The following is a 23,669-nucleotide window of genomic DNA, read 5'->3' on the forward strand; positions in this document are numbered from 1 at the left end:
AACTATTGTTTTATTAAATGAAGGTTTAAAATGACTTATTCGAAACAGATGCTTGATTCACTTGAAAATCAGGATTTTTCTCAAGAAAAAATCTTACTAAAAAAAGCATTAGATAATGATGATCCAGAGGTTTTAGCTTCATTGGCGGAAAATTTAACTGGATTAGGGTTTACTGATTCTGCTAAAGAAGTTTATCGTAGTTTAATTGCTCGCTTCCCTAAGGAAGATTTATTTAAAATTTATTTAGCTGAAATTTTATTGAATGATGGTAAAGATGATGATGGTCTAACGCTTTTATATAATATTTCTGAAGATTCATCTGTATATCTGGATAGTTTATTAGTTCAGGCAGACTATTATCAAACTAATGGTCTATTTGAAACTGCATATCAGAAATTAAAAAAAGCCTTAAAATTGGCACCTGATGAAGATGTTGTTAAATTTGGTCTTGCAGAACTCGATTATTTTAATGGAAAATATGAAGAAGCACTTGAATTATATCAAGATTTATTAAAACGACAAAAAAATTTTAGTGAAGTTAATTTAAGTGATCGTTTATTCCAAACTTTAGCAAAATTAGGACGTTATGAAGAAGCTGCTACAGTAATTAGAAAAAATGGTGGTGATATTTTAGATATTGATAGTAGATATCAGGCTGCATTGGTGATGTTAGCTGTTAAAAATGATGATCAGGCAATAAAATACTTAGATGAAGTTCTTGATCAAAGTCCAGATTATGCTAATGCATACCGTTTGTTAGTCTCGGCTTATGAGCATAAAAATGATATGGAGCAAGTTTTACGTTCGGCACAAGCTGGTATCGCTTATAATGAATTGGATGCCGTTTTGTATGAAAAAGGTGCACTAGCTGCAATTAGACTCAATGATTTAAAAACAGCAGAAGATTTATTGATAAAAGGTGTGAATTTTTTACCAGATAATATTGATTTACGGCTACAACTATCTAATTTATATCTTCGCGAAAATAAAGATCAGGATAATTTAGCTTTGTTCAGTAAATTCGATGAAGATGAAATTGAACCTCAGATTCGTTGGAATCTTGCAATATCTTATCAAAGGTTAGAGCAAGAGCAAAAGGCGAAAAGTGAATTTTGGTTAGCGTATCCAGAATTTTCAGATAATGCAATCTTCTTAAAGCAAATGATACGATTTTTTAATACAGAAGCTCATTCTGATGACATAGTTAAGCAGTTACTAGAAAAGTATTTAAAATTAGAACCAGAAGATTCCGAACTGCAAGATATGTACGATAACTTGCAAAATTGAAGATAATTAATAAAAGAAACTAATTTTCGGGCAGGTATCTAATCAAAATAATGGTGATAGCTTTAATGGAAATGTTTAATTCGTAGCGAATAAAGTTATTACTACTATAGATCTAATTTGGCTTTATCGTTGAGTATAAATAAAAAAATATCAAAAAATTGTGTTGCGGCTAATAGTATAATCTTGGGGTAATATAACATATTTACTTACTTATATGTCATGGATATATTTAAAATTTATATGATGATTTTTGAGTAAGAATAAATATGCTAAAAATCTCCTTTAATTAGGTTGATAAAGGACTCTACTTAGGGATTTTTTAATTGAATAACCAGATATCGAGCAAAAGATTGTTGATAGATAATCTTAATTGTTTTCAATTTATCTTTGAATAGTTCTCTAAAATATAGAAGTAAAAAATAAGCTGTGCTAGTCTTTGACGTGCACAGTTATTTTTGTTAAGTTGTTATTTACGAAATAATTGACAGGTATTTTTTAAACTATAGTCGCTGCGTACATTTAGGTAAGTAAAATCACGATCAAGTTTTAAATCAATCTTATTAGCTATTTCCTGATGTTTTTCAGAAATAATGACCATTCCTCTAGCGAAATAGGTTTCCTGTTGGACAGTATCCATTACTTAAGTGAGAAAAATGATGTACATAATGTATTTAATATCTAAATATGATAGCGAACATAATATAATTATGACATTACAGAAAGAATAACAATACTTTTCCAAAAGAAAAGTCAAAATTCATTTAAAAAACGCGCGCAATAAGATCAGTATATAACGTCTACGGAAAAATAAGTCTAAGTCCACAACGTTCCAGGCTAGTAGGGCGTTAAGAAAATGGTCGTGTTCTAAGTTTAATTGAGATATAATAGGTACTGAGTGCTAAAATCAGAGAAAAAAGGAGTCACATAATTCCCTAGACTGTATAAGCAAAAGATATTTTATCCATATACCAACAGCCTAATATAATTAGTGGAATATTTTAATATAAGAAAGAGAATACCAAGTTAGCTCCCCAAAAATGTCTAAGCAAAAGCGAATTTACGCTAACAGCAAGACTTACTAGGATCGGAGATTATGTCTAAACTAAAGCCATAAATATGCACCCTATTAGAATTAATAACTAGTTTAAGAATAGTTGTTTTAGTATATTTTTGGCATAATTTTAGGTCTTTCTTTAAAAATTTAACAATTTAAACATAACAAAAATAACGTGATTATAAAACAAATGAGTTGATTAAAATGATAAAAATAGATAATTTACCATCAATATTTATTGCTGCATTACCAATACTGGAAAAATTAGAAGCAGCTGGTTTTGAAGCATATTTTGTGGGAGGAGCAATTAGAGATTTATTACTCAAAAGACACATTCATGATATTGATATTGCAACCAGTGCTTATCCAGAAGAAGTAAAAAATCTTTTTTCCAAAACAATTGACACTGGTATTCAGCATGGAACCGTTACTGTTCTTTATCATGGCATTGGTTATGAAATTACCACCTTTAGAACAGAGTCAGGGTATCAAGACTTTCGAAGACCTGACCATGTAACATTTGTTAAAAATTTGAGTGAAGATCTTAAACGACGTGATTTTACTATTAATGCATTAGCGATGGATTCTCATGGTCAAATTATCGATCTTTTTGATGGCTTAGGCGATTTGCAAAAACATATAATTAAAGCGGTTGGCGATCCGTTAGAAAGGTTCCATGAAGATGCCTTAAGAATGATGCGTGCAGTTCGTTTTATGAGTCAACTGAATTTCAATTTGGAAAGTTGTACAGAAGAAGCAATAAAAGATTTGCATCATCTTTTAAGCAAAATTTCGATAGAAAGAGTGCGAGATGAATTTGTCAAAATGGGCCTAGGGCCAAATTCTCGAGAAGCTTTTCGAAGCTTTATTGAGACGGAATTAAACGAAGCGATTCCCGACTTGACGCAAAAAGGAAATTTATTAGCAATTTATCCTAATTTAAAGTTTAATCCAACTTTGGAAACAAGTTTTTGGGGAGTTATTATCATTTTACTAAAAATTCAAAATGACCAAATATCTAAATTTATGCATAATTGGAAAAATTCTAATGCAATGACAATTAAAGTTGAAAAAATTGTTTCTTTATTTGACCTGATTTCTGAACACTCACCCACAGATTTTGAATTATTTGAAGCGGGAAAAGATGTTTTACTTAATACAATTGATGTTGCTCACATTTTGGGTCAGCCAATAAATTCTGAGGCCTTAGTGGATCGCTATATGGCATTACCTATTAAATCTTCATCTGAGTTAGCAGTCGATGGTAGGTTCTTAATTAAAGAAGGTTTTAAGCCTGGTCCTAGACTAGGGGAAGTATTAAATGAAATTAAACATAAGGTAATTGACGGTAATTTAGAAAATTCCGAAGAAGCGGTTAGAACTTATCTGACGAGTTTAAATTAGACATAGAATAGTATTGAAATATACATTAGAGTTGAACCCAAAATAACGAAAAGATGCCAAATAACATGAATGTATGGAATTTGTTTCATTGTGTAAAATAAGGCCCCAACGGTATAAGCAATTCCCCCACTAACTAGCAACCAAAATCCAGTAGAACTTAGGCGTATATATAATGGATGTGCAACAGAAATGACCAGCCATCCCATACCTACGTATACAATTGTGTCTAGAATTACATGTCTGCCACGATTAAAAATATAGTAAAGAATTCCAAAAATTGCTAATAACCAAACAAAACTAAACATTAACCAACCTCGAAGCCCACCAATTGCAACGAGTGAATAAGGTGTATATGTTCCAGCAATCAATAGAAAAATCGAAGAATGATCAAAGATTTGAAAAATGTTACGGGCTTTAGTAAAAATCAAACTATGGAAAAGAGTAGAAAATAAATATAACAAAAGTAAGCAGATACCAAAAATGCTAAAAGTTACAATTCTCAATGTGCTATGTGTAGAGACTGCTTTAATAATTAATAAATCAAAGCCAGCAAGCGCTAAACAAAAACCAATTCCGTGTGTGACTGCGCTAAGGATGTTATCTAAAATGTAGTAACGTTTCGCTCTTTCTTTTGGTTCTTGCCAAATTTCTTTTAATTTCATTTTGAATCAGTTTGTTCGCTTTCTTTTTTTTGCTAGTTTTTTTGCTATAATAACTTATAATTGATACAGATAATATTTTATCATAAATGTAAGCAGCATTCAGAATTGAGGGCGAGGACGTTGTCGAAAATTAAAATTTTGACGGATTCTTCTGCGCAGCTAACACCAGAAGAAATTGAAAAATATCATATTACTATTGTGCCGTTGTCAGTGACAGTTGGGGGAAAAACATATCTTGATGGAGTTGAAATCACAAGGCAACAATTTGTTGATAAGATGAATGAAGCTGAAGAACTTCCTAAAACCAGTCAACCATCCATTGGCCGACTGGTAGATGCAATTAACGACTTAACGGCTGATGGTAGTGAGGTTATTGGTATTTTCTTAGCCAAAGTCTTAAGTGGGACAGTTGATGTCGCCAGACAAGCAGCTGAAATTGCTAAGAAAACGGCGATGGTTCATATTGTGGATTCAGAATTAACAGATCGTGCAGAAGGTTTTCAAGCATTGGTAGCAGCACGTGATGCTGAAACGGGAAAATCAGTTGACCAAATTTTAGAGCATCTTGAAAAAATAAAGAAGACACAACGTTTGCGAATGATGATTGTTAATTTAGAAAATGTTATTAAAGGTGGACGTCTGGGACCGATTTCTGGTAAAATTGCTAATTTGCTTAATATTAGAATTGAGCTACAAATGCCTAATGGTCAACTGAAGGTCGCTAAAAAAGGGCGTGGTAAGAAATTTACTATGGCATTTGATCAACGAGTTTTAGATGATATTGAGGCAAACAAGGATAAAATCAAAGAGGTTGGCATATCTTATGTTTCAATTGATGGTGTGCCCCAAAAGTTACTTGACTTTGCTCAAAAAATTAAAGATATTAATTCCCAGATTGATGTCTTGGTTCGGGAAACCAGTCCAATTATTGCTACACATGCAGGAATGGATGCTTATGCAATTTTATATTATACGGAGTAACTAAGTGGTATATCGAGAAAGTTTTTATCGTTATTTGATGACACAACGAAATAATAATTCAAGTAGCGAGATTGCACAGTTTGCAAATAATGCCCAAAATGATCAAACTTTTCCTAAACAAGAGCAAGATTATGAAAAATTGTCTAATTATCTTGAGTTAAATGCGGGATATCTATCGAGTATGAGTATCTTTGATGATGCCTATCAGATGTATCGTAATAAAATGTCGTATTAATCAAGAGCTCTTTCGAGCCTTTTTATAGTATAAAGAAGAGGAAAAATGACTAAAATCCAATGGTATCCGGGTCATATGAATAAAGCGCGCAATCAGCTTGAAGACAAGATGGACTTAATTGATGTCATAGTAGAAGTTTTGGATTCACGGATTCCTCAGTCTTCTAGAAATCCGATGATTGAGGAATTAGTGGGTAATAAACCACATCTAATTATTCTAAATAAAGCAGATTTGGCTGATCCAGTAATGACTAAATTATGGCAGAAAAAGCTTTCTGGTAAAGGCAAAGTTGTTATGGCAATGGATGCACTTCATAGCAATAATATGCAGGCATTAATTCGAATGATCAAAAAGGCAGCACAATCAAAAATCACTAAGCTTGAGGCAAAAGGTGCGTATAATCCTGTAGTTAGAATTGCGTTAGCGGGGATTCCTAATTGCGGTAAATCTACAATTATTAATCGCTTGGTTGGTCATAATGTTGCTGTTGTCGGTGATAAGCCTGGAGTAACTAAGGGACAGACATGGCTTAAAGCGCAAGCAAATATTCAAATTTTAGATACTCCAGGCATTTTATGGCCCAAATTTGAAGATCAAGAGGTTGGTTACAAACTAGCAGCTTTTGGTGCAATTAAAGATAGTATTTTTAATGCTGATGATGTTGCTCTCTTTTTACTAGGATCTTTACGTGATTATTATTTTAATTGCTTAGTTAAGTTTGCTCGATCATCTAAAGAAGAAGTAGAAAAGATTAATGATACCGATTTACTATTAGCGCTTACAACCCAATATGGGATGCGTGATGATTATGATCGCTTTTCTCTTTATCTTCTTCAAAGATTGCGAAAAGGTAAAGTAGGAAGGATAACATTGGATCGAATATGACCATTAATGAAATCAAACAATTGCTAGCCTCTAAAAAAGTTAGTGATGCTACTTTAGCAAAATTAGTATCTGATCCTAGAGTTGGCGTCCAAAAACTTGTTGTAAGTTACCAAAATCGTCAAAGACGATTAGCAGAAAAGCGAGCAGCTTTCGCCAATCGATTTATGTATGAACGAGAATTTTGGGCTAAAACTCAAACTGTTGCAGGGGTTGATGAAGTTGGTCGCGGTCCACTTGCTGGTCCTGTTGTAACTGCAGCAGTAGTAATTGATGCTAATTTTGATTTAATTGATGTTAATGACTCTAAAAAATTGAGTGTACAAAAACGTGAACTGCTTTACCCTAAAATTTTACAAAAGGCGATTAGTGTAGCAATTGGGATTAGAGATTCTCAAGTAATTGATCAAATCAATATTTATGAGGCAGATCGATTAGCAATGGCTGATGCAGTGGCTGGTCTTAATTGTAAACCAGATGCTCTTCTTGTTGATGCAATGACGGTACCAATTGATATACCACAAAAGCGATTAATAAAAGGAGATGCAAAGTCTAATTCCATTGCTGCAGCTTCAATCATTGCTAAGGTTTTTCGGGATAGGATAATGGCTGATTATGCCTTAATTTATCCCGAATATCATTTTGAACTTAACGTGGGGTATGGTACCAAGGAACATATAGCTGCTCTAAAAAAATATGGACCGACACCAATCCATCGTAAAACTTTTGCCCCCGTGAATAACTTTTTTAAATAATAAGATAAAAAATTCCTTCTTTTTTGAGTATTTATAATTAGGAGGATTTTTTTATGGAAATAAAAGATTTTCTATTACGCCTGAAATTGCAAAAAGGAATTGGCTATGTAAAGCTATTACAAATTGCAGAACAATTAGATGATTCTGAAGTAAGTATTAATTCTTTTAAAAGAATGAATTTATCTGATGAATTAATGCATGCCTGTTTTCAAGCTTTCAATGATCATGAAAAAGGAAAATTTGTTGAGCGGATAAAAAAGCAATGTCAGATTATTAGCTTTTTTGACAAGGAATATCCAGAAAATCTTCGTCAAATCTATCGTCCACCACTAATATTATTTGCTCAGGGAGATTTAGAATTATTAAAGCAGAAAATAATAACTGTTGTTGGGTCACGCAATGCTACTTCATACAGTCAACTTGTTCTGGATAATATTGTTCCTAATTTAGTAAAGAATAGATGGGTAATTGCCAGCGGTTTAGCTAAGGGGGTTGATGTTATGGCACATAAAGCTACTTTATCTAATAAGGGTAAAACAATTGCAGTTGTTGGTAATGGCCTCAATCATTTTTATCCAGTATCTAATTGTCATGTTCAAAATCAAATTATTGAACAAGGTTTATTATTGAGTGAGTATTTGCCTGATACACCACCACGACCTTTTCGTTTCCCTGAGCGTAATCGAATTTTAGCAGGATTAGCTCAAAGTGTAATTGTTACTGAAGCCAAGAGAAAATCCGGTTCATTAATTACAGCAAATCTGGCTTTACAGGAAAATCGGGATATTTATGCAGTCCCAGGACCAATTAATAGTGAATTATCAGTAGGACCAAACCAGTTGATTGCGGCTGGAGCTACTCCAATTACTGATTTTCAAATAAAATTTGACAATTTTAGTAATTAAAGATTTGACAATTGACCGTTAAATATTCTATTCTCAGTTTAGTATTTTAAAAATAGAATTTTAATGAGGAGGCTTTTGATGCCTACTAAGTCAAAGCCAAAAAAAAGAAAAAAAACATTGGTGATTGTTGAGTCACCAGCAAAAGCTAAAACGATAGAAAAATATTTAGGGCGCAACTATCGCGTAATTGCCTCTAAAGGGCATATTCGAGATTTACCTAAGTCGCAAATGGGAATTAATTTTGATAATAATTATCAACCTAAATATATTTCAATTCGTGGTAAAGGTGACACAATTAAAGAATTGAAGGCGGAAGCTAAGAAAGCAAAAGAGGTCTATTTGGCCTCTGACCCCGATCGTGAAGGTGAAGCTATTGCTTGGCATGTGGCCCATGTATTAAATCTTGATGATACAGCTAAAAATCGCGTAACTTTTAACGAAGTAACTAAAGATGCTGTTAAAAATAGTTTTAAGCATCCCCGAACAATAGATATGGATACTGTTAATGCCCAGCAAGCTCGAAGGATTTTAGATCGAATTGTTGGTTATTCACTATCTCCAATTTTGTGGAGTAAGGTAAAAAAAGGCCTAAGTGCAGGTCGAGTTCAATCTGTTGCACTTAAGCTTGTTATTGATCGTGAAAAAGAAATTAATGATTTTAAACCCAAAGAGTATTGGACAATTGATGCGGAATTTCAAAAAAATAAATCGTCGTTTAAATCACAATTTTGGGGGATTAATGGTAAGAAAAGGGAATTACATAATAATGAAGCTGTACAGGATGTTTTAGCTCAAATTGATAAGAAGAAGTCATTTGAAGTTAATAATGTGGTTAAACGTGAACGTCGAAGGCAAGCTGCTGCACCATTTACTACATCAACAATGCAACAGGAAGCGAATAAGCGTTTAAATTATCGTACACGGAGAACGATGAGTATTGCTCAACAATTATATGAGGGAATCAGTCTGGGTAAGCAAGGTACAGTGGGTTTAATTACATATATGAGAACTGATTCTAAACGTACATCCCCGATTGCTCAGGCAGAGGCTTCTAAATTTTTGACAGAAAAATATGGTCAGGAATTTGCTGCTAAAGAAACCAGACATTTTAAAAATCAAGAAGATGCGCAAGATGCTCACGAAGCTATTCGACCAACTGGTGTTTATCGAACTCCAGAGTCACTTAAATCGGTTCTGACGACGGAACAATACCGCTTGTATAAATTGATATGGTCCCGATTTCTAGCAAGTGAAATGACTCCCGCTGTTTATGACACTGTTCGAGCTGATATTGAACAAAATGGGATAATTTTTAGGACTACTGGTTCTAAAATGAAGTTTGCTGGTTTCACAAAGGTTTATGATAGCCAACAAGAGAAAAATGTTGAGCTTCCTGAACTAGATAATGGCGATAGTGTCAAAATGACGAAATCTGATAATAAGCAGCATTTTACTTTGCCACCTGCCAGATATACCGAAGCTAGTCTGGTTCATACTCTTGAAGAAAATGGAGTTGGTCGTCCCTCAACTTATGCGCCTACTATTGATACCTTACAAAGACGTTACTATGTCAAATTAGAAGCTAAGTCAATTGTTCCAACAGAATTAGGTGAAATCGTTGATGATTTAATTGAAAAGTTTTTCCCCGATATTGTTAATATTGATTTTACTGCTCAATTAGAAACTGATCTTGATAGTATTGAGGAAGGAAAGAAGAATTGGGTTAGAGTAATTGATGAGTATTATCACCCATTTAAAAAGGAATTGGATAAGGCAGATGCTGGGATTGAAAAAATCCAAATTAAAGATGAACCAGCAGGCTTTAATTGTGACATTTGTGGAGCTCCAATGGTAATCAAGATGGGACGATATGGTAAATTTAATGCATGTTCTCGTTTCCCCAATTGCCGTAACACTAAGCCAATTGTTAAGAAAGTTGGTGTGATTTGCCCTAAATGTGGCAAAGGGGATGTAGTGGAAAAGAAATCAAAACGAAACCGTAAGTTTTATGGTTGTTCAAGATATCCTGAATGTGATTTTGTTTCATGGGATAAGCCACTTAATCGCAATTGTCCTAATGACGGCCATTTTTTAGTCGAAAAGCGTAGTAAAAAGGGACTAGTCGTTCTTTGTCCAAATGGTGATTACAAAGAAGACACCATAACCGAATAAAATTTAAGTTAACTTTATGTTAATATCATCAAATTTTACTAATTTGATGATATTCTTCGATATAGAAGACATTGTTTTAGTAAAGGATATTTTGTATGCCTCAAAGTGTAAATGTTGTTGGAGGCGGTCTAGCTGGTAGCGAAGCTGCATGGCAATTAGCCCAACGTGGTATTAAAGTAGATTTATATGAGATGCGTCCTAAAAAATTGACGCCAGCTCATAAAACTGGCCAATTAGCTGAATTAGTATGCACTAATTCAATGCGATCTAATCAGTTAACAAATGCAGTTGGCTTGTTAAAAGAAGAAATGCGTCAATTGGATTCGCTTATTATGACAGCTGCTGATGCAGCACATGTTCCCGCAGGTGGTGCCTTAGCAGTTGACCGCAAAGAATTTAGTTCTTATGTGACCAAAAAATTGATAGCTTTGCCAAATGTTACTTTTCATGATGAAGAAGTAAAACAGATACCAAAAACTGGATTAACAATTATTGCAACAGGCCCACTTACTAGTGATATTCTTGCAACGCAAATTCAAAAGTTTTCTGGTACGCAAAGTCTACATTTCTTTGATGCTGCAGCACCAATTATCGCTGCAGATTCAATTGATATGGATATCGTTTATAAAAAGTCACGTTATGATAAAGGGGAAGCTGCTTATTTAAACTGTCCGATGACTCAAGAAGAATATGAAAATTTTGCACATGAATTAGTAAAGGCGGAAACAGCCGAAATGCATAGTTTTGAAAAAAGTGATGTCTTTGAAGGATGTATGCCTATTGAAGTAATGGCTGGGCGAGGTAAAAAAACGATGCTCTTTGGTCCACTTAAACCTGTTGGTCTTGAAAATCCACATACCGGGCAACTTCCATATGCAGTTGTTCAATTAAGACAAGATAATGCCGCTGCTTCAATGTATAACATTGTTGGCTTTCAAACACACCTTAAATATGGTGAGCAAAAGCGAGTTTTTTCAATGATTCCAGGTTTGAAGAATGCACGCTTTGTCCGCTATGGTAAAATGCATCGCAACACTTACATGGCCTCACCAGAAGTTTTGACTGCTAGTTATGAATCAAAAAAACAGCCAGGTTTATTTTTTGCTGGACAAATGACAGGTGTTGAAGGTTATGTTGAAAGTGCTGGAAGTGGCTTGGTTGCTGGAATTAATGCGGCAAGAAAAGCAATTGGTAAAGAAACCGTAACCTTTCCTAAATTAACAGCACTAGGGTCAATGGCAAGATATGTTACGACAGCAAGTGTCAAGCACTTTCAACCAATGAATGCTAGTTTTGCATTAATTCCTGGACTTGAGGATAAGAAAATTAGGAATAAGCGTGAACGGCATCAGAAAATAAGCGAACGTAGTCTCACAACGCTAACAGAATTTAAACAGACAGTGTTAAAATAAAATGGTAAACAATGAAGATGATCTTTTACAAAGTTTTATGGCATATTTGCAAAATGAACGCCATTATAGCAAGATGACCTTAAAGTCGTATAGAACTGATTTACTTGAAGCAAAACGGTTTTGGCAAGATAATGGTGGCTTTAAAGGTTGGCAAGATGTTGATCGACGAGACGTTGAGATTTTTTTACAAAATCTTGCGCAAAAAAAATTAGCTCGGACAACTCAAGCTCGCAAAATGTCTAGTTTAAGATCTTTTTATCGTTTTTTGACTAAAAGAAAATTAGTTAATTATAATCCAACTCAAACAACAGTTTTGCGTACAAAAAATCATAAGTTGCCGCAATTCTTTTATGCTCCTGAAATTAAGCAAGTATTTGCGTCACTTAAGGGTAGTGATCCACTAACAAGGCGTAATCTTGCTATGTTTGAACTGTTTTATACAACCGGAATGCGTGTTAGTGAAGTGAGTGGATTAAAAATTGATCAAATCGATTTAAATTTAAAAATTATTTTAGTACATGGCAAAGGAAATACCGATCGTTATGTGGCTTTTGATGATGAAACCAAAGTAGCATTGACAGGATATTTAAATGAATCCCGAAAAAAGTTGCTAGCAAATCAGGATGATCATAATTATGTTTTTTTAAATAAGCAAGGAAAGAACTTGACTCCACGCGGTATTGAGTACATTATGCAAAGAGTTTTTAATGGAGCTGGAATTAGCGGCAAAGTTCATCCTCATGAATTGCGACATTCTTTTGCAACGGCAATGCTTAATAATGGGGCGGATTTGCGTAGCGTCCAAGAACTTCTTGGACATGTAAATTTATCAACAACTCAAATTTATACGCATGTTACGATGAAGCATTTACAAAATAATTATCAAAAATATTTTCCACGAAATAATGAGAAAGATGAGGCAAAAAAATGACAACAATATGTTCTGTAAAATATAATGGCAAAACTGCTATTGCTGGTGATGGACAAGTAACCTTAGGAGAAAAAGTGATTGCAAAAGCAACTGCTAAAAAAATTAGACGCATTTATCATGATCGTGTAGTCATTGGATTTGCTGGTGGAGTTGCAGATGCAGTTAGTTTACAAGAAATGCTAGAAAATAAACTGGAAGCCTTTGGAGGGGACCTAAAACGGGCAGCCGTAGAAATGGCCCAAGATTGGCGTAAAGACGCAACACTACAAAAATTAGAAGCAATGATTATTGCATTTAATGATCAAGATTTACTACTTATTTCAGGAAATGGTGAAGTCCTTGAACCTGATGAGAACGTTGTAGCAATTGGTTCTGGCGGTAATTTTGCTCAAGCAGCAGCAATTGCCATGATTAAACATTCATCAGGGATGACTGCTAGCCAAATAGCACGTGAGGCGGTTGAAATCGCTTCTGGAATTGATATTTTTACGGATGATCAAATTAATACGGATGAATTATAAAAGTAGGTGTAATTTTGATGGAACCTAAAACTCCAAAGCAAATTGTGAATTTATTAAATAAATATATTATAGGACAGGATGAAGCCAAGAAAGCAGTGGCTGTTGCACTATATAATCGATATCGAAGAATGCAGCTTTCACATAAAATGCAAGAAGATATTACTCCTAAAAATTTATTGATGGCAGGTCCCACTGGTGTTGGAAAAACGGAAATTGCAAGAAGGTTAGCCGCAATTGTTCAAGCACCATTTATAAAAGTTGAAGCTACTAAATTTACTGAAGTTGGATATGTAGGTCGTGATGTTGAATCAATGGTTCGTGATTTAGTAAATGAAGCCGTTAGAATGGAGGAAAAAGATCAGTTTGAACGAGTTAGGGACCAGGCAACTAGAGAAGCTAACAAGGTATTAGTAAGATTACTTGTACCAGGTATTAAACATAAGAAACAACAAAACATATTGCAACAATGGCAAAATATGATGACCTCAGTTGACTCCGATTACCCCAGCAATAGTTCTGAAGAAGAAGTTACAGATGAGATTCGTAATGAACGCTTGTCTGTTTCGGAACAATTAAGTAAAGGGCTGTTAGAAGATCGAGATGTTACAATTAATGTGCAACAAACTCCTAAAGTTAATCCGATGAGCGATATGATGGGACAAGTTGGTTTCGACGTTAGTTCCATGTTAAATGGGTTGGCTCCTAAAAAGCAAGTTAAAAGAACGCTACCTGTTAGAGATGCACGCGAAATTCTAATACAGGAGCAATCACACAAAATGGTTGATTATGATTCGATTTATCAAAAGGCGATTGAACGAACAGCAAACAATGGCATTATTTTTATAGATGAAATTGATAAAATTGCTGCTGGTAATAAGAAAACGTCAGGTGAAGTTTCGCGTGAAGGAGTCCAAAGAGATATTTTACCAATTGTTGAAGGTTCAACTGTGCAAACAAAGTATGGTCCGGTTGAAACAGATCACATTTTGTTTATCGCAGCGGGTGCTTTTTCTGAAGCTAAACCAAGCGATTTGATTCCTGAGTTACAAGGTCGCTTTCCAATTAGAGTTGAACTTAATCCATTGACTAAGGAAGATTTTGTTAAAATTTTGAAAGATCCCGCAGATTCTCTTTTAGAGCAGTATGTTGCCTTAATGAAGGCTGATGGTATAAAGTTGGTTTTTACTCAAGAAGCAGTGGAGCAAATTGCAAAGATTGCGTACGATGTAAATCAAGGTACTGACAATATTGGTGCTAGAAGATTAGCAACAATCCTTGAAAAATTGCTTGAGGATGTTTTATATGAAGGCCCAGATATGGAAATGGGTGAAATAACAATCACAGAAGCATACGTTAATGAAAAACTTAGTGATATAATAACTAATAAGGACTTAACTAAGTTTATTCTTTAATAGAGGCGATGAATAAGCATGGATTACACTATTAAAAACAGTATCCTACAGGTTATTATATCTAGTATGGGGGCTGAAGTTCAGAGTATTAAAAGTCAACATAGTGGATTCGAATATATTTGGCAAGCCGATCCCAAAGTCTGGCGTCGGCATGCACCAATTTTATTTCCATTTGTAGGTAAATTAAAAAATGATCAGTATACTTACCAAGGGAAGACTTATCATATGGGACAACACGGTTTTGCCCGTGATATGGAATTTGCTGTTGAGCATCAAACTAGTGAGAGTATTACTTTTTTACTAACAGATACAAATGAAACTAGAAAAATTTATCCTTTTAGCTTTGAGTTGCGAGTAAATTATAATCTGCTTAATAATTTACTTGAGGAAAATTTTAGTGTAATCAACAAATCCAATGGACAGATGATTTTTGGTATAGGTGGTCATCCTGGTTTCAATATACCGACGAGTGATCTGGTTTCTAAAGAAGATTTTTATTTTAGTACTAGACCTTCACTTGCAAGAATTCAAATACCTATAAGTGATGGATTACTTGACTGGGATAACCGTTCACTTGCTTCGACTAATAGTTTGATAACTCTTAGTGACCATTTGTTTAAAAACGATGCATTAGTTTTTCAATTAAAGGGACACGACAATCGCATTTCTCTTAGAACCGAAACTAGTGATTATCATATAAATGTTTGGCTAAGAGATGCACCTTTTGTAGGAGTTTGGTCACAATATCCAAATTTTGGTGATTATGTATGTATTGAGCCATGGTGGGGAGTTGCCGATCGACTTGATTTTAACGGTAAACTTGAAGAAAAATATGGCATGAATCATCTTGAAGATGGAGAAACGTTTACTGCTGGATTTAGTATGGCTTTTCATGATCAAGATTAAGATCAGTAAGTGTAAAAACATCTAATATTTTAAATTTTAAGGGCTTAATATCACTTGATGTTAAGCCCTTAATTTATAAAAGGAAGTCGGCTTTCGGTCCATCTTGCGAACAAATGTTCTGAAAGCTATAATATAAAAGCCAGTGACTTATTCACTAGCATAATTAAAGTTTATGATGCTCCTTTTTATACCAATACCATAAACCGAAAGGAATGATATTTTCTTGATGATGAACTAAGCGGCTAATATTACTACGGTGTCTAACAAATAGGACAACCATAATACAACCGACAATTATTTCAAGAAAAATATCATGAAAGAAAAACGTTGTAATAAAAATTAATACTACGGCAATTAGACTAGACAAACTGACATAGGAAGTAATAAAGACAAGCGGCAAGAAAATCAACGCGCAGATGCCAAAAAACTTCAAATTATATCCCAAAAAAAGACCTGCACTGGTAGCAACGGCTTTTCCGCCTTTAAATTTAAGATAAATTGGGAAGGTGTGTCCTAAAATAGCCAAACCACCAGAAATTAGGAGCAAGTATTTAGGCCCCGATATTTGAAAAATACGCGGTAAGCTTGTTGCTAATGTTCCTTTCAAAACATCAGCGATTAAAACAAAGCTACCTGCAAACGGCCCAAAAACGCGAAAAGAGTTTGTCGTTCCAATATTTCCTGAACCATATTGTCGAATATCTTCAGAAAAAAATATTTTACCAATCACCATCCCAGTGGGGAAGGATCCTATCAAGTATGCTAGAATAAAAACCAGTGTTAATTTAAAATTTATCATTTATTTCCTACTCTCTTACTTACTAGAACTTATTTTATCAAAGATTAGTTAGTGTGAGAATTAAAATATATGATTTTAAACTGGAGGAATTTATTTGGCTGAAACAAATAAAAAAACAAATTCTTACGATGATGCATCTATCCAGATACTGCACGGACTTGAAGCTGTGCGTAAACGTCCGGGAATGTATATCGGCTCTACTGATATACATGGCTTAAATCAATTAGTTTATGAAATCGTTGATAATTCAGTTGACGAAGCAATGGCTGGTTTTGGCCAAGAAATTGATGTTACAATTCATCAAGATAATAGTGTAACGGTTCGTGATTTTGGTCGCGGAATGCCAACAGGAATGCATAAGTCTGGTAAACCGACGATTGAAGTCATTTTAACGGTTTTGCACGCTGGTGGTAAGTTTACAGAGCAAAATTACAAAACCTCTGGGGGACTCCATGGTGTTGGTTCTTCGGTTGTTAATGCTCTATCTAGTTATATGGATGTGAAAGTCGTTCGGGATGGTGTTATCTATGAAGAAGAATTTGAAAATGGTGGCCATCCGATTGGTACATTAAAGCGTATTGGTAAGACTAAAGAAAAAACGGGAACAACTATTACATTTAAACCAGATGAAACGATTTTTTCAACGACTAAGTATAAATATGAAACAATTCAGGAGCGAATTAGAGAATCTGCCTTCCTATTAAAAGGTGTTCGTTTTGTTTTAACCGATGAGCGTGTTCCCGAACATCATGATGATTTTAAATATGATAACGGAATTGAATCTTTTGTAGCTTATCTCAACGAAGGTAAAGATACCTTAAGTGATGTTTTTTATTTTGATGGTAAGCAAGATGAAATTGAAGTTGAGTTTAGTGGTCAGTATAGTGATAGTTATTCTGAAAGTCTTGTTTCTTTTGTTAATAATGTCCGTACAGCAGACGGAGGAACACACGAAGTTGGTGCGCGAAGTGGGTTTACTCGTGCTTTCAATGATTATGCTAAAAAACAAGGACTTTTAGGTAAAAAGGATAAAAATATTGATGGTTCTGATTATCGTGAAGGTTTAAGCGCAGTGCTTTCAGTTAAAATTCCAGAAGAACTGTTAGAATTTGAAGGTCAAACTAAAGGAAAATTAGGGACACCTCAAGCAAGATCAGTAGTAGATGCAATCGTTTATGAAAAAATGTCATATTACTTATTGGAGAATGGTGAATTAGCACAGGAACTAGTTAAGAAAGCTCAACGCGCAAGGGATGCACGTGAAGCTGCTAAAAAGGCTCGGAATGAGAGCCGCAATGGAAAAAAGCGCCGAAGAAAAGAAGTCTTATCTGGAAAATTAACGCCGGCACAGTCACGCAATCCCAAGAAAAACGAATTGTTTTTAGTAGAGGGTGATTCAGCTGGCGGATCAGCCAAGCAAGGACGCGATCGCCGCTTTCAAGCTATCTTGCCGTTGCGTGGTAAAGTATTAAATACACAAAAAGCAAAGCTACAAGATATTTTCAAAAACGAAGAAATCAATACTATGATTTATACTATTGGTGCTGGTGTTGGTGCCGAGTTTAAAGTGGATGATTCTAATTATGATAAAGTCATCATTATGACCGATGCCGATGATGATGGTGCGCATATTCAAATTTTGCTATTAACTTTCTTTTATCGTTATATGCGACCAATGATTGAGCATGGCAAAGTTTATATTGCTTTACCACCATTATATCGTCTACAAAAAGGACATGGTAAAAAGTCTCAGGTTAAATACTCTTGGACTGACGAGGAGTTAACTATTGATGAAAACAAAATGGGGCGAGGTTATACACTCCAGCGTTTTAAAGGTTTAGGAGAAATGAATGCTGAACAGTTATGGCAGACCACAATGAATCCAGAATCCAGAATGCTAATTCGCGTTAAAATTGATGATGCTGCTTTAGCTGAGCATCGTGTTACAACTTTAATGGGTGACAAAGTCGATGCTAGACGTAAATGGATTGAAGAAAACGTTAAGTTTCGAATGGGTGAGAATGCTTCAATTTTAGAAGAAGAAAATGAGTAAAGAGGGTTTTAATTAATGGCTACAAAAGAACGAATTCGTGAAATGCCGCTTGAGCAAGTCATGGGTGAACGTTTTGGACGATATTCAAAATATATTATTCAAGAACGTGCTTTACCAGACATTCGTGATGGCTTAAAACCAGTTCAGAGAAGAATTCTTTATGCAATGTATCGGGATAACAATACCTATGATAAACCGTTTAAAAAGGCAGCAAAGGCTGTTGGTAACATCATGGGTAATTTCCATCCACATGGTGATAGTTCTATATATGGTGCTCTTGTTCATCTCTCCCAAAATTGGAAAATGCGTGAAACGCTAGTAGAAATGCATGGTAATAATGGTTCAATGGATGGGGATGGACCGGCTGCCATGCGTTACACAGAATCGCGTTTAAGTAAAATTTCTAATATGCTTTTGCAGGATATTGACAAGGAAACAGTTAATATGGTGCTTAATTTCGATGATACTGAATATGAGCCAACTGTTTTACCAGTCAGATTTCCTAATCTACTAGTTAATGGTTCAACTGGAATTTCTTCTGGTTATGCAACAGAAATTCCGCCACATAATTTAGGCGAAGTCATTGATGCTACGATTTATTTACTAAAACATCCCGATGCCGACTTAGATGATCTAATGCAGTTTGTAAAAGGTCCTGATTTCCCTACTGGGGCAATAGTTATGGGGCAAAATGGTCTTCGTGAAGCTTACAGAACTGGACGAGGTCGTATTCAAGTGCGTGCCAAGTCTGTAATTCAAGAAATTCGTGGACATCGTGAAGAAATCATAATTACGGAGATTCCATTTGCTGTCAACAAAGCGTTATTAGTCAAGAAAATGGATGAAATTCGCTTAAATAAGGAAATTGATGGTATTGCTGAAGTTCGTGATGAAACGGACCGTCATGGTTTATCAATTGTGATCGAATTGAAAAAGGGTGCTGATTCGAAAAACATTCTAAACTACTTATTTAAAAATACGGAATTACAAGTTTCGTATAACTTCAACATGGTTGCAATTGATAACATGACGCCAGTACAAGTAGGTTTGAAGCATATCCTTTCATCTTACTTAGAGCATGAAAAAGATATTGTTACAAAAAGGACCAAATTTGACCTAAATAAAGCTGAAACTAGATTAGAAATTATTCAGGGTCTTATTCATGCTATGGATATTCTAGATCAAGTAATTAAAACCATTCGTGCTTCTAGAAATAAGTCCGCAGCAAAGAAAAACTTATCTAGAGAATTTGCTTTTACTCCAAGACAAGCTGAAGCAATTGTTTCATTACAATTGTATCGTTTAACTAATACTGATGTAGATGCTCTGGTAGCAGAAAAGACCGATTTAAGCACAAAAATAGCGCAATATCGAGATCTATTATCTGATAATAAAATTTTGGAAAAAGAAATCGTTAAAGAACTCACCAAAGTTAAAAAAGATTTTGATAATCCGCGACGAACAGAAATTTCTACAGAAACTGCACAAATTAAAATTGATGAGAAAGCATTAGTAGCCGATGAACAGGTTAGGATCTTAATTAGTAGGGATGGCTACTTGAAGAGGTCTTCATTACGTTCATGGCAATCAAGTGATGATACGGACAATGGATTACCAGATGGTGATCAGGTGGTTTACGAAAAGACAGTATCAACACTTGATAATTTATATCTTTTTACTAATCGCGGGAACGTCATTTTTCGGCCTGTAAATGAATTAGTTGAAGCAAAATGGAAGGAGACAGGACAACATTTATCTCAAGAAATCGGATTAAATAGTGAAGAGAGAATTATTCGCGTTTTTACACTAAATTATCTTGATGAAAACGTTAATTTCCTTTTAGCAAGTAATGACGGTTATATAAAGCAAGTAAAACTTTCAAACTTAAAGCCAACGAGGACATATCGTTCACGTGCAATGACAGCAATGAAGATGAAAAAAGCTAGCAGTTTTGTTGTTAGGGTTGACCTTATTAAGCCGAACACTAAAGATGAGATAGTTTTATTCACGCAGAGAGCTTATGCGGTCAGATATGATATTAGTGAAATTCCTGAACTGGGTGCAAAGGCCAGTGGTGTCAAATCAGTCAATCTTAAAGATGAAGATTACGTTGTTTCGTATGTTTTGTTTAATCCAAAATATATTGATTTACTGTGTGTTGGAATCATTACTCAACGTGGAGCTTTTAAACAGCTTAAAGTTAACTTAATTGGCAAAGTATCACGTGCTAAAAGAGGAGTTTTAACTTTGCGTGAGCTCAAGAAGAATTCACATAGAATTGCTGCTATAGTTGCTTATGGTCAAAACCATAACTTAAAAATCACAACAAGCAGTAAGAGAATAATTAAGTTGAGTTCGAATGACTTTCCTTTAAGTGACCGTTATTCCAATGGTTCATTTGTTGTTGATACAACAAGCGATGGTATACCTGTAAGTATTCAACTTGATAGCCCTAGAAACTGAACTATTACTTGTAGCTAATATAACTATTCATATATAATTAAAATTATTCAAAAATTATTAAATAATAATCAAATTATATTTTGACATATAACTGCTTTTGATTGATAATATTATATAAATAAAATCATATTATTATTGAAAATGGATTGTTATTAGAAGGAATAATTTATATGCCTAAAACAGATATAATACTATCACCAAAGTCTTTACACTATTTCTTACAATTGATTGATACAATGAATTATACTCAAGCAGCTCAGATTTTAGGAATCACTCAGCCAGCTTTATCGCAACAGATTAAAAAGATAGAACATGCAATCGGAACTCCGCTTTTTGGTCAAAATGGGAAAAAGCTCTATTTAACTGAAGCAGGTAAACAGTTGCAAGTTGGTGCAATCAAATTACTTGGAACGGTTAATTCAGTTGTTAGAGATCTTCAGGAATTTAACCAGGCAGATAAAGGGACAATAACAGTTGGTATATTAGAAGGCATTGATCAGGATATACTACAGCGTTTTTGGATTGATTTTAATAAAAAAAATCCCCAAATTATAACTACTTTTGTTAGCTTTAATAGAAAAGACTTGTGGTACAATCTCGATAATAATTTGATTGACTTGGCAATTATATATATTCCGTGTGAGCTTAAGAAGAGTCAGGCAAATTTGCATAATCAATATGAAAGTATGACTATTAGCCAAGATAGCATAACAATTTTAACGCATAATGATGGAATGAAAGCGGGGAAATCATATCCAATTTCTGAATTTGTTAAAACAAATTGGGTTGCTTATCCAGATAGTTTCTATTTAAGGCAATTGATGAAAGAAAAATTTAATAGTACAATAAGTACGAAGAATCAGATGAAAGTTCCAATGAGTTTTTCTTCGACTGGACAGTTGATAAAAATTGCTGAGGCAACTAATTATGATACATTCATCAGTTACACATATTATCAAACTCATCGTAATGAAATTAGATTGACGCCAGTACATTTATTAGATGATCAAAAATTCTTGGTTTCAATTGTTTATCGTAAAGGTAAAAAGGATATACCGCGAATTAAAAATATTTTAACTGAATTAAAAAAATCGATAGATGATTAAACACGGAAAGGCAATAGGTATAAATGAAATGGAAAAAGAATTAATTTTTGGACACCAGAATCCTGACACTGATGCAATCGGTACGGCAATTGCATATTCATATCTACAAAACAAATTGGGCTACAACACTGAGGCTGTAGCTCTTGGAAATCCTAATGATGAAACTGCATTTGCTTTAAAAAAATTTGGATTTAAAGCACCTAGAGTAATTAAGACTGCAGCAAATGAAGTAAATAAAGTAATGCTAGTTGATCATAATGAGCCACAGCAAAGTGTTTCTGATATTGAAAAGGTCTCTGTAACACATGTTATTGATCATCATCGAATCATGAATTTTGATACTAGTTCACCTTTGTTTTATATAGCTGAGCCTGTTGGATGTACTAGTACAATTTTGTGGAAATTATATAAACATTTTAATGTTCAAATTCCACAGAATATTGCTGGTATCATGCTTTCAGCAATAATTTCTGATACCTTGTTGTTAAAGTCTCCGACAACTACTTCTGATGATAGACAAGCAGTAGAAGCTTTAGCAAGCATTGCAGGGGTTGATTATGCTGAATACGGTTTAGAAGAATTAAAAGCGGGTACTAATATTAAAAGCAAGTCAGAAGAAGATCTTATTAATCTTGATGCTAAGAGTTTTGATTTAAATGGTAAAACTATTCGAGTAGCCCAAATTAATGTAGTTGATTTGTCAGAAGCATTAACTCGTAAATCAGCCTTATTGAAAGCAATGGAAACAACATCATCAACTGATCATTATGATTTATTTATGCTTTTGATAACAAATGTTCTTGATTCTGACTCAGTTGCTTTGATTTGTGGATCAAATGAGGCCAAAAAAGTTTTTGAACATGCTTTTGGTGAAGTTCATGATTCACAAATTAGTCTTCCAGGGATTGTTTCGCGGAAAAAACAAGTAGTACCTCAACTTACAGAAGCCTTTAATTAGAAGTTAATTTATAATTATGATGTTTGCACTATTTTGCACTATATAGATAAGGTAAAAAGGGTAGTAGCTTATAAACATTTTTCTTATTTAAAGCATTATATATAAAAAGAAAAAAAGAAATAGGAAAATTTCCTATTTCTTTTTTTCTAAATAAAACTAATCTTTATTGATTTCTTTTGCTAAGATAATGAAAGACTTGCAAACTCTTTCAGCTTTTTCAGGAGCCATTTTTCTTAATTCATTAAGAACTTTTTTAATGAACACTGGAGTATTATCTTGATGATTTTCTGCCTTAACTTCTTTAAAACGGTAAGCATTCATAATAATATCAGGTGTTGTAGTATTTAAAGCTCGGGCAATAGAATCGAGCTTCTGAATACTAATATTTTGATTCTTAGTTCTTTCAAGACGAGAAATAAAGTTTACGGACAAATCACTCAACTCTGCAAGGTCCTCTTGTGTCAACTTCTGTTCACGTCGTCGACGGCATATTTCTTTTCCTAAATTTATACTCATGGAATAAATTCAACCCTTTCAAAAATATAATTCCATATTCCATAATAACAGATTAATTATAGAAATAAACAAAAAAACAAAAAATAATAACTAAAACATTCAAATTCAATAAAATCTTAAAACATAACAGCAAATTTATCGAAGTAAAAAGTTTTAAATCATACTCTAAAAAGTATTATAAGACAAATTGGTAAAAATTTAAATAAAATTGCACTAAAAAAATAAACTTAAAATCAAAAATCTAAAAATCAAAAA

At 34.0% G+C, this 23,669-nt stretch carries 20 protein-coding genes; 17 read left to right on the top strand and 3 right to left on the bottom strand.

Annotated elements, in window-relative coordinates:
* The first annotated feature begins 30 nt into the window (after window positions 1-30).
* Window positions 31-1,287 (top strand): tetratricopeptide repeat protein, encoded by a 1,257-nt coding sequence (locus ACYIAQ_RS00855; RefSeq protein ID WP_483562199.1) that lies wholly within the window; start codon window positions 31-33, stop codon window positions 1,285-1,287.
* A 1,258-nt stretch (window positions 1,288-2,545) separates the two neighbouring features.
* Complete coding sequence (locus tag ACYIAQ_RS00860; protein ID WP_483562200.1) at window positions 2,546-3,745, top strand: CCA tRNA nucleotidyltransferase; 1,200 nt, start codon at window positions 2,546-2,548, stop codon at window positions 3,743-3,745.
* Here the strand turns inward: ACYIAQ_RS00860 and trhA are convergent.
* Window positions 3,742-4,407 (bottom strand): PAQR family membrane homeostasis protein TrhA, encoded by a 666-nt coding sequence (trhA, locus tag ACYIAQ_RS00865; RefSeq protein WP_483562201.1) that lies wholly within the window; start codon window positions 4,405-4,407, stop codon window positions 3,742-3,744. The genes ACYIAQ_RS00860 and trhA overlap by 4 nt on opposite strands.
* Before the next feature lie 120 nt (window positions 4,408-4,527).
* On the opposite strand from trhA, the gene ACYIAQ_RS00870 reads away from it, so the two are divergent.
* The 11 genes from ACYIAQ_RS00870 to ACYIAQ_RS00920 all read left to right on the top strand — a co-directional run bounded on the left by ACYIAQ_RS00870 (window position 4,528) and on the right by ACYIAQ_RS00920 (window position 15,519).
* Complete coding sequence (locus ACYIAQ_RS00870; protein WP_483562202.1) at window positions 4,528-5,388, top strand: DegV family protein; 861 nt, start codon at window positions 4,528-4,530, stop codon at window positions 5,386-5,388.
* A 4-nt stretch (window positions 5,389-5,392) separates the two neighbouring features.
* A complete protein-coding gene (locus tag ACYIAQ_RS00875) occupies window positions 5,393-5,623 on the top strand; it encodes a YozE family protein (protein ID WP_483562203.1) in 231 nt (76 codons plus the stop codon).
* Window positions 5,624-5,668: 45 nt separating this feature from the next.
* Complete coding sequence (ylqF, locus tag ACYIAQ_RS00880; RefSeq protein WP_483562204.1) at window positions 5,669-6,508, top strand: ribosome biogenesis GTPase YlqF; 840 nt, start codon at window positions 5,669-5,671, stop codon at window positions 6,506-6,508.
* On the top strand, window positions 6,505-7,260 hold the full coding sequence (locus tag ACYIAQ_RS00885; protein ID WP_483562205.1) for a ribonuclease HII: 756 nt from the start codon (window positions 6,505-6,507) through the stop codon (window positions 7,258-7,260). The genes ylqF and ACYIAQ_RS00885 overlap by 4 nt, the downstream gene beginning before the upstream one ends.
* Window positions 7,261-7,313: 53 nt before the next feature.
* On the top strand, window positions 7,314-8,165 hold the full coding sequence (dprA, locus tag ACYIAQ_RS00890) for a DNA-processing protein DprA (RefSeq protein WP_483562206.1): 852 nt from the start codon (window positions 7,314-7,316) through the stop codon (window positions 8,163-8,165).
* Between the two features lie 78 nt (window positions 8,166-8,243).
* Window positions 8,244-10,337 carry a type I DNA topoisomerase gene (gene topA / locus ACYIAQ_RS00895; RefSeq protein ID WP_483562207.1) on the top strand — a complete coding sequence of 698 codons (2,094 nt, stop codon included), beginning with the start codon at window positions 8,244-8,246 and terminating at the stop codon, window positions 10,335-10,337.
* 95 nt (window positions 10,338-10,432) lie between these two features.
* On the top strand, window positions 10,433-11,749 hold the full coding sequence (trmFO, locus tag ACYIAQ_RS00900) for a methylenetetrahydrofolate--tRNA-(uracil(54)-C(5))-methyltransferase (FADH(2)-oxidizing) TrmFO (RefSeq protein WP_483562208.1): 1,317 nt from the start codon (window positions 10,433-10,435) through the stop codon (window positions 11,747-11,749).
* A gap of 1 nt (window position 11,750) precedes the next feature.
* Window positions 11,751-12,680 (top strand): site-specific tyrosine recombinase/integron integrase, encoded by a 930-nt coding sequence (gene xerA, locus ACYIAQ_RS00905; RefSeq protein WP_483562209.1) that lies wholly within the window; start codon window positions 11,751-11,753, stop codon window positions 12,678-12,680.
* The gene (gene hslV, locus ACYIAQ_RS00910; protein ID WP_483562210.1) at window positions 12,677-13,201 is read left to right on the top strand and encodes an ATP-dependent protease subunit HslV; all 525 of its coding nucleotides are present in this window, start codon (window positions 12,677-12,679) and stop codon (window positions 13,199-13,201) included. Before xerA ends, hslV begins: the two co-directional genes overlap by 4 nt.
* 14 nt (window positions 13,202-13,215) lie before the next feature.
* Window positions 13,216-14,613: an ATP-dependent protease ATPase subunit HslU gene (gene hslU / locus ACYIAQ_RS00915; protein WP_483562211.1), complete on the top strand. Its 1,398-nt coding sequence runs from the start codon at window positions 13,216-13,218 to the stop codon at window positions 14,611-14,613.
* Window positions 14,614-14,631: 18 nt separating this feature from the next.
* Window positions 14,632-15,519 (top strand): aldose 1-epimerase family protein, encoded by an 888-nt coding sequence (locus ACYIAQ_RS00920; protein WP_122018184.1) that lies wholly within the window; start codon window positions 14,632-14,634, stop codon window positions 15,517-15,519.
* A 163-nt stretch (window positions 15,520-15,682) separates the two neighbouring features.
* Here the strand turns inward: ACYIAQ_RS00920 and plsY are convergent, their stop codons facing one another.
* Window positions 15,683-16,318 (bottom strand): glycerol-3-phosphate 1-O-acyltransferase PlsY, encoded by a 636-nt coding sequence (plsY, locus tag ACYIAQ_RS00925; protein ID WP_483562212.1) that lies wholly within the window; start codon window positions 16,316-16,318, stop codon window positions 15,683-15,685.
* A gap of 94 nt (window positions 16,319-16,412) precedes the next feature.
* Here plsY and parE point away from each other — a divergent pair, with 94 nt between their 5' ends.
* From parE to ACYIAQ_RS00945, 4 genes are all read left to right on the top strand, one after another.
* Entirely contained in the window at window positions 16,413-18,371 is a 1,959-nt protein-coding gene (gene parE, locus ACYIAQ_RS00930; RefSeq protein WP_483562213.1) for a DNA topoisomerase IV subunit B, read from the top strand.
* Between the two features lie 15 nt (window positions 18,372-18,386).
* Window positions 18,387-20,834, top strand: a complete 2,448-nt coding sequence (gene parC / locus ACYIAQ_RS00935) for a DNA topoisomerase IV subunit A (RefSeq protein WP_483562214.1) — start codon at window positions 18,387-18,389, stop codon at window positions 20,832-20,834.
* Window positions 20,835-21,004: 170 nt separating this feature from the next.
* Entirely contained in the window at window positions 21,005-21,940 is a 936-nt protein-coding gene (locus tag ACYIAQ_RS00940) for a LysR family transcriptional regulator (protein WP_483562215.1), read from the top strand.
* Window positions 21,941-21,968: 28 nt separating this feature from the next.
* Window positions 21,969-22,898 carry a manganese-dependent inorganic pyrophosphatase gene (locus ACYIAQ_RS00945; protein ID WP_483562216.1) on the top strand — a complete coding sequence of 310 codons (930 nt, stop codon included), beginning with the start codon at window positions 21,969-21,971 and terminating at the stop codon, window positions 22,896-22,898.
* Between the two features lie 156 nt (window positions 22,899-23,054).
* On the opposite strand, the gene ACYIAQ_RS00950 is transcribed toward ACYIAQ_RS00945, so the two are convergent.
* A complete protein-coding gene (locus tag ACYIAQ_RS00950) occupies window positions 23,055-23,414 on the bottom strand; it encodes a helix-turn-helix domain-containing protein (protein ID WP_122018189.1) in 360 nt (119 codons plus the stop codon).
* Window positions 23,415-23,669: the final 255 nt, after the last annotated feature.

This window comes from Lactobacillus sp. X-49 (assembly GCF_057063645.1).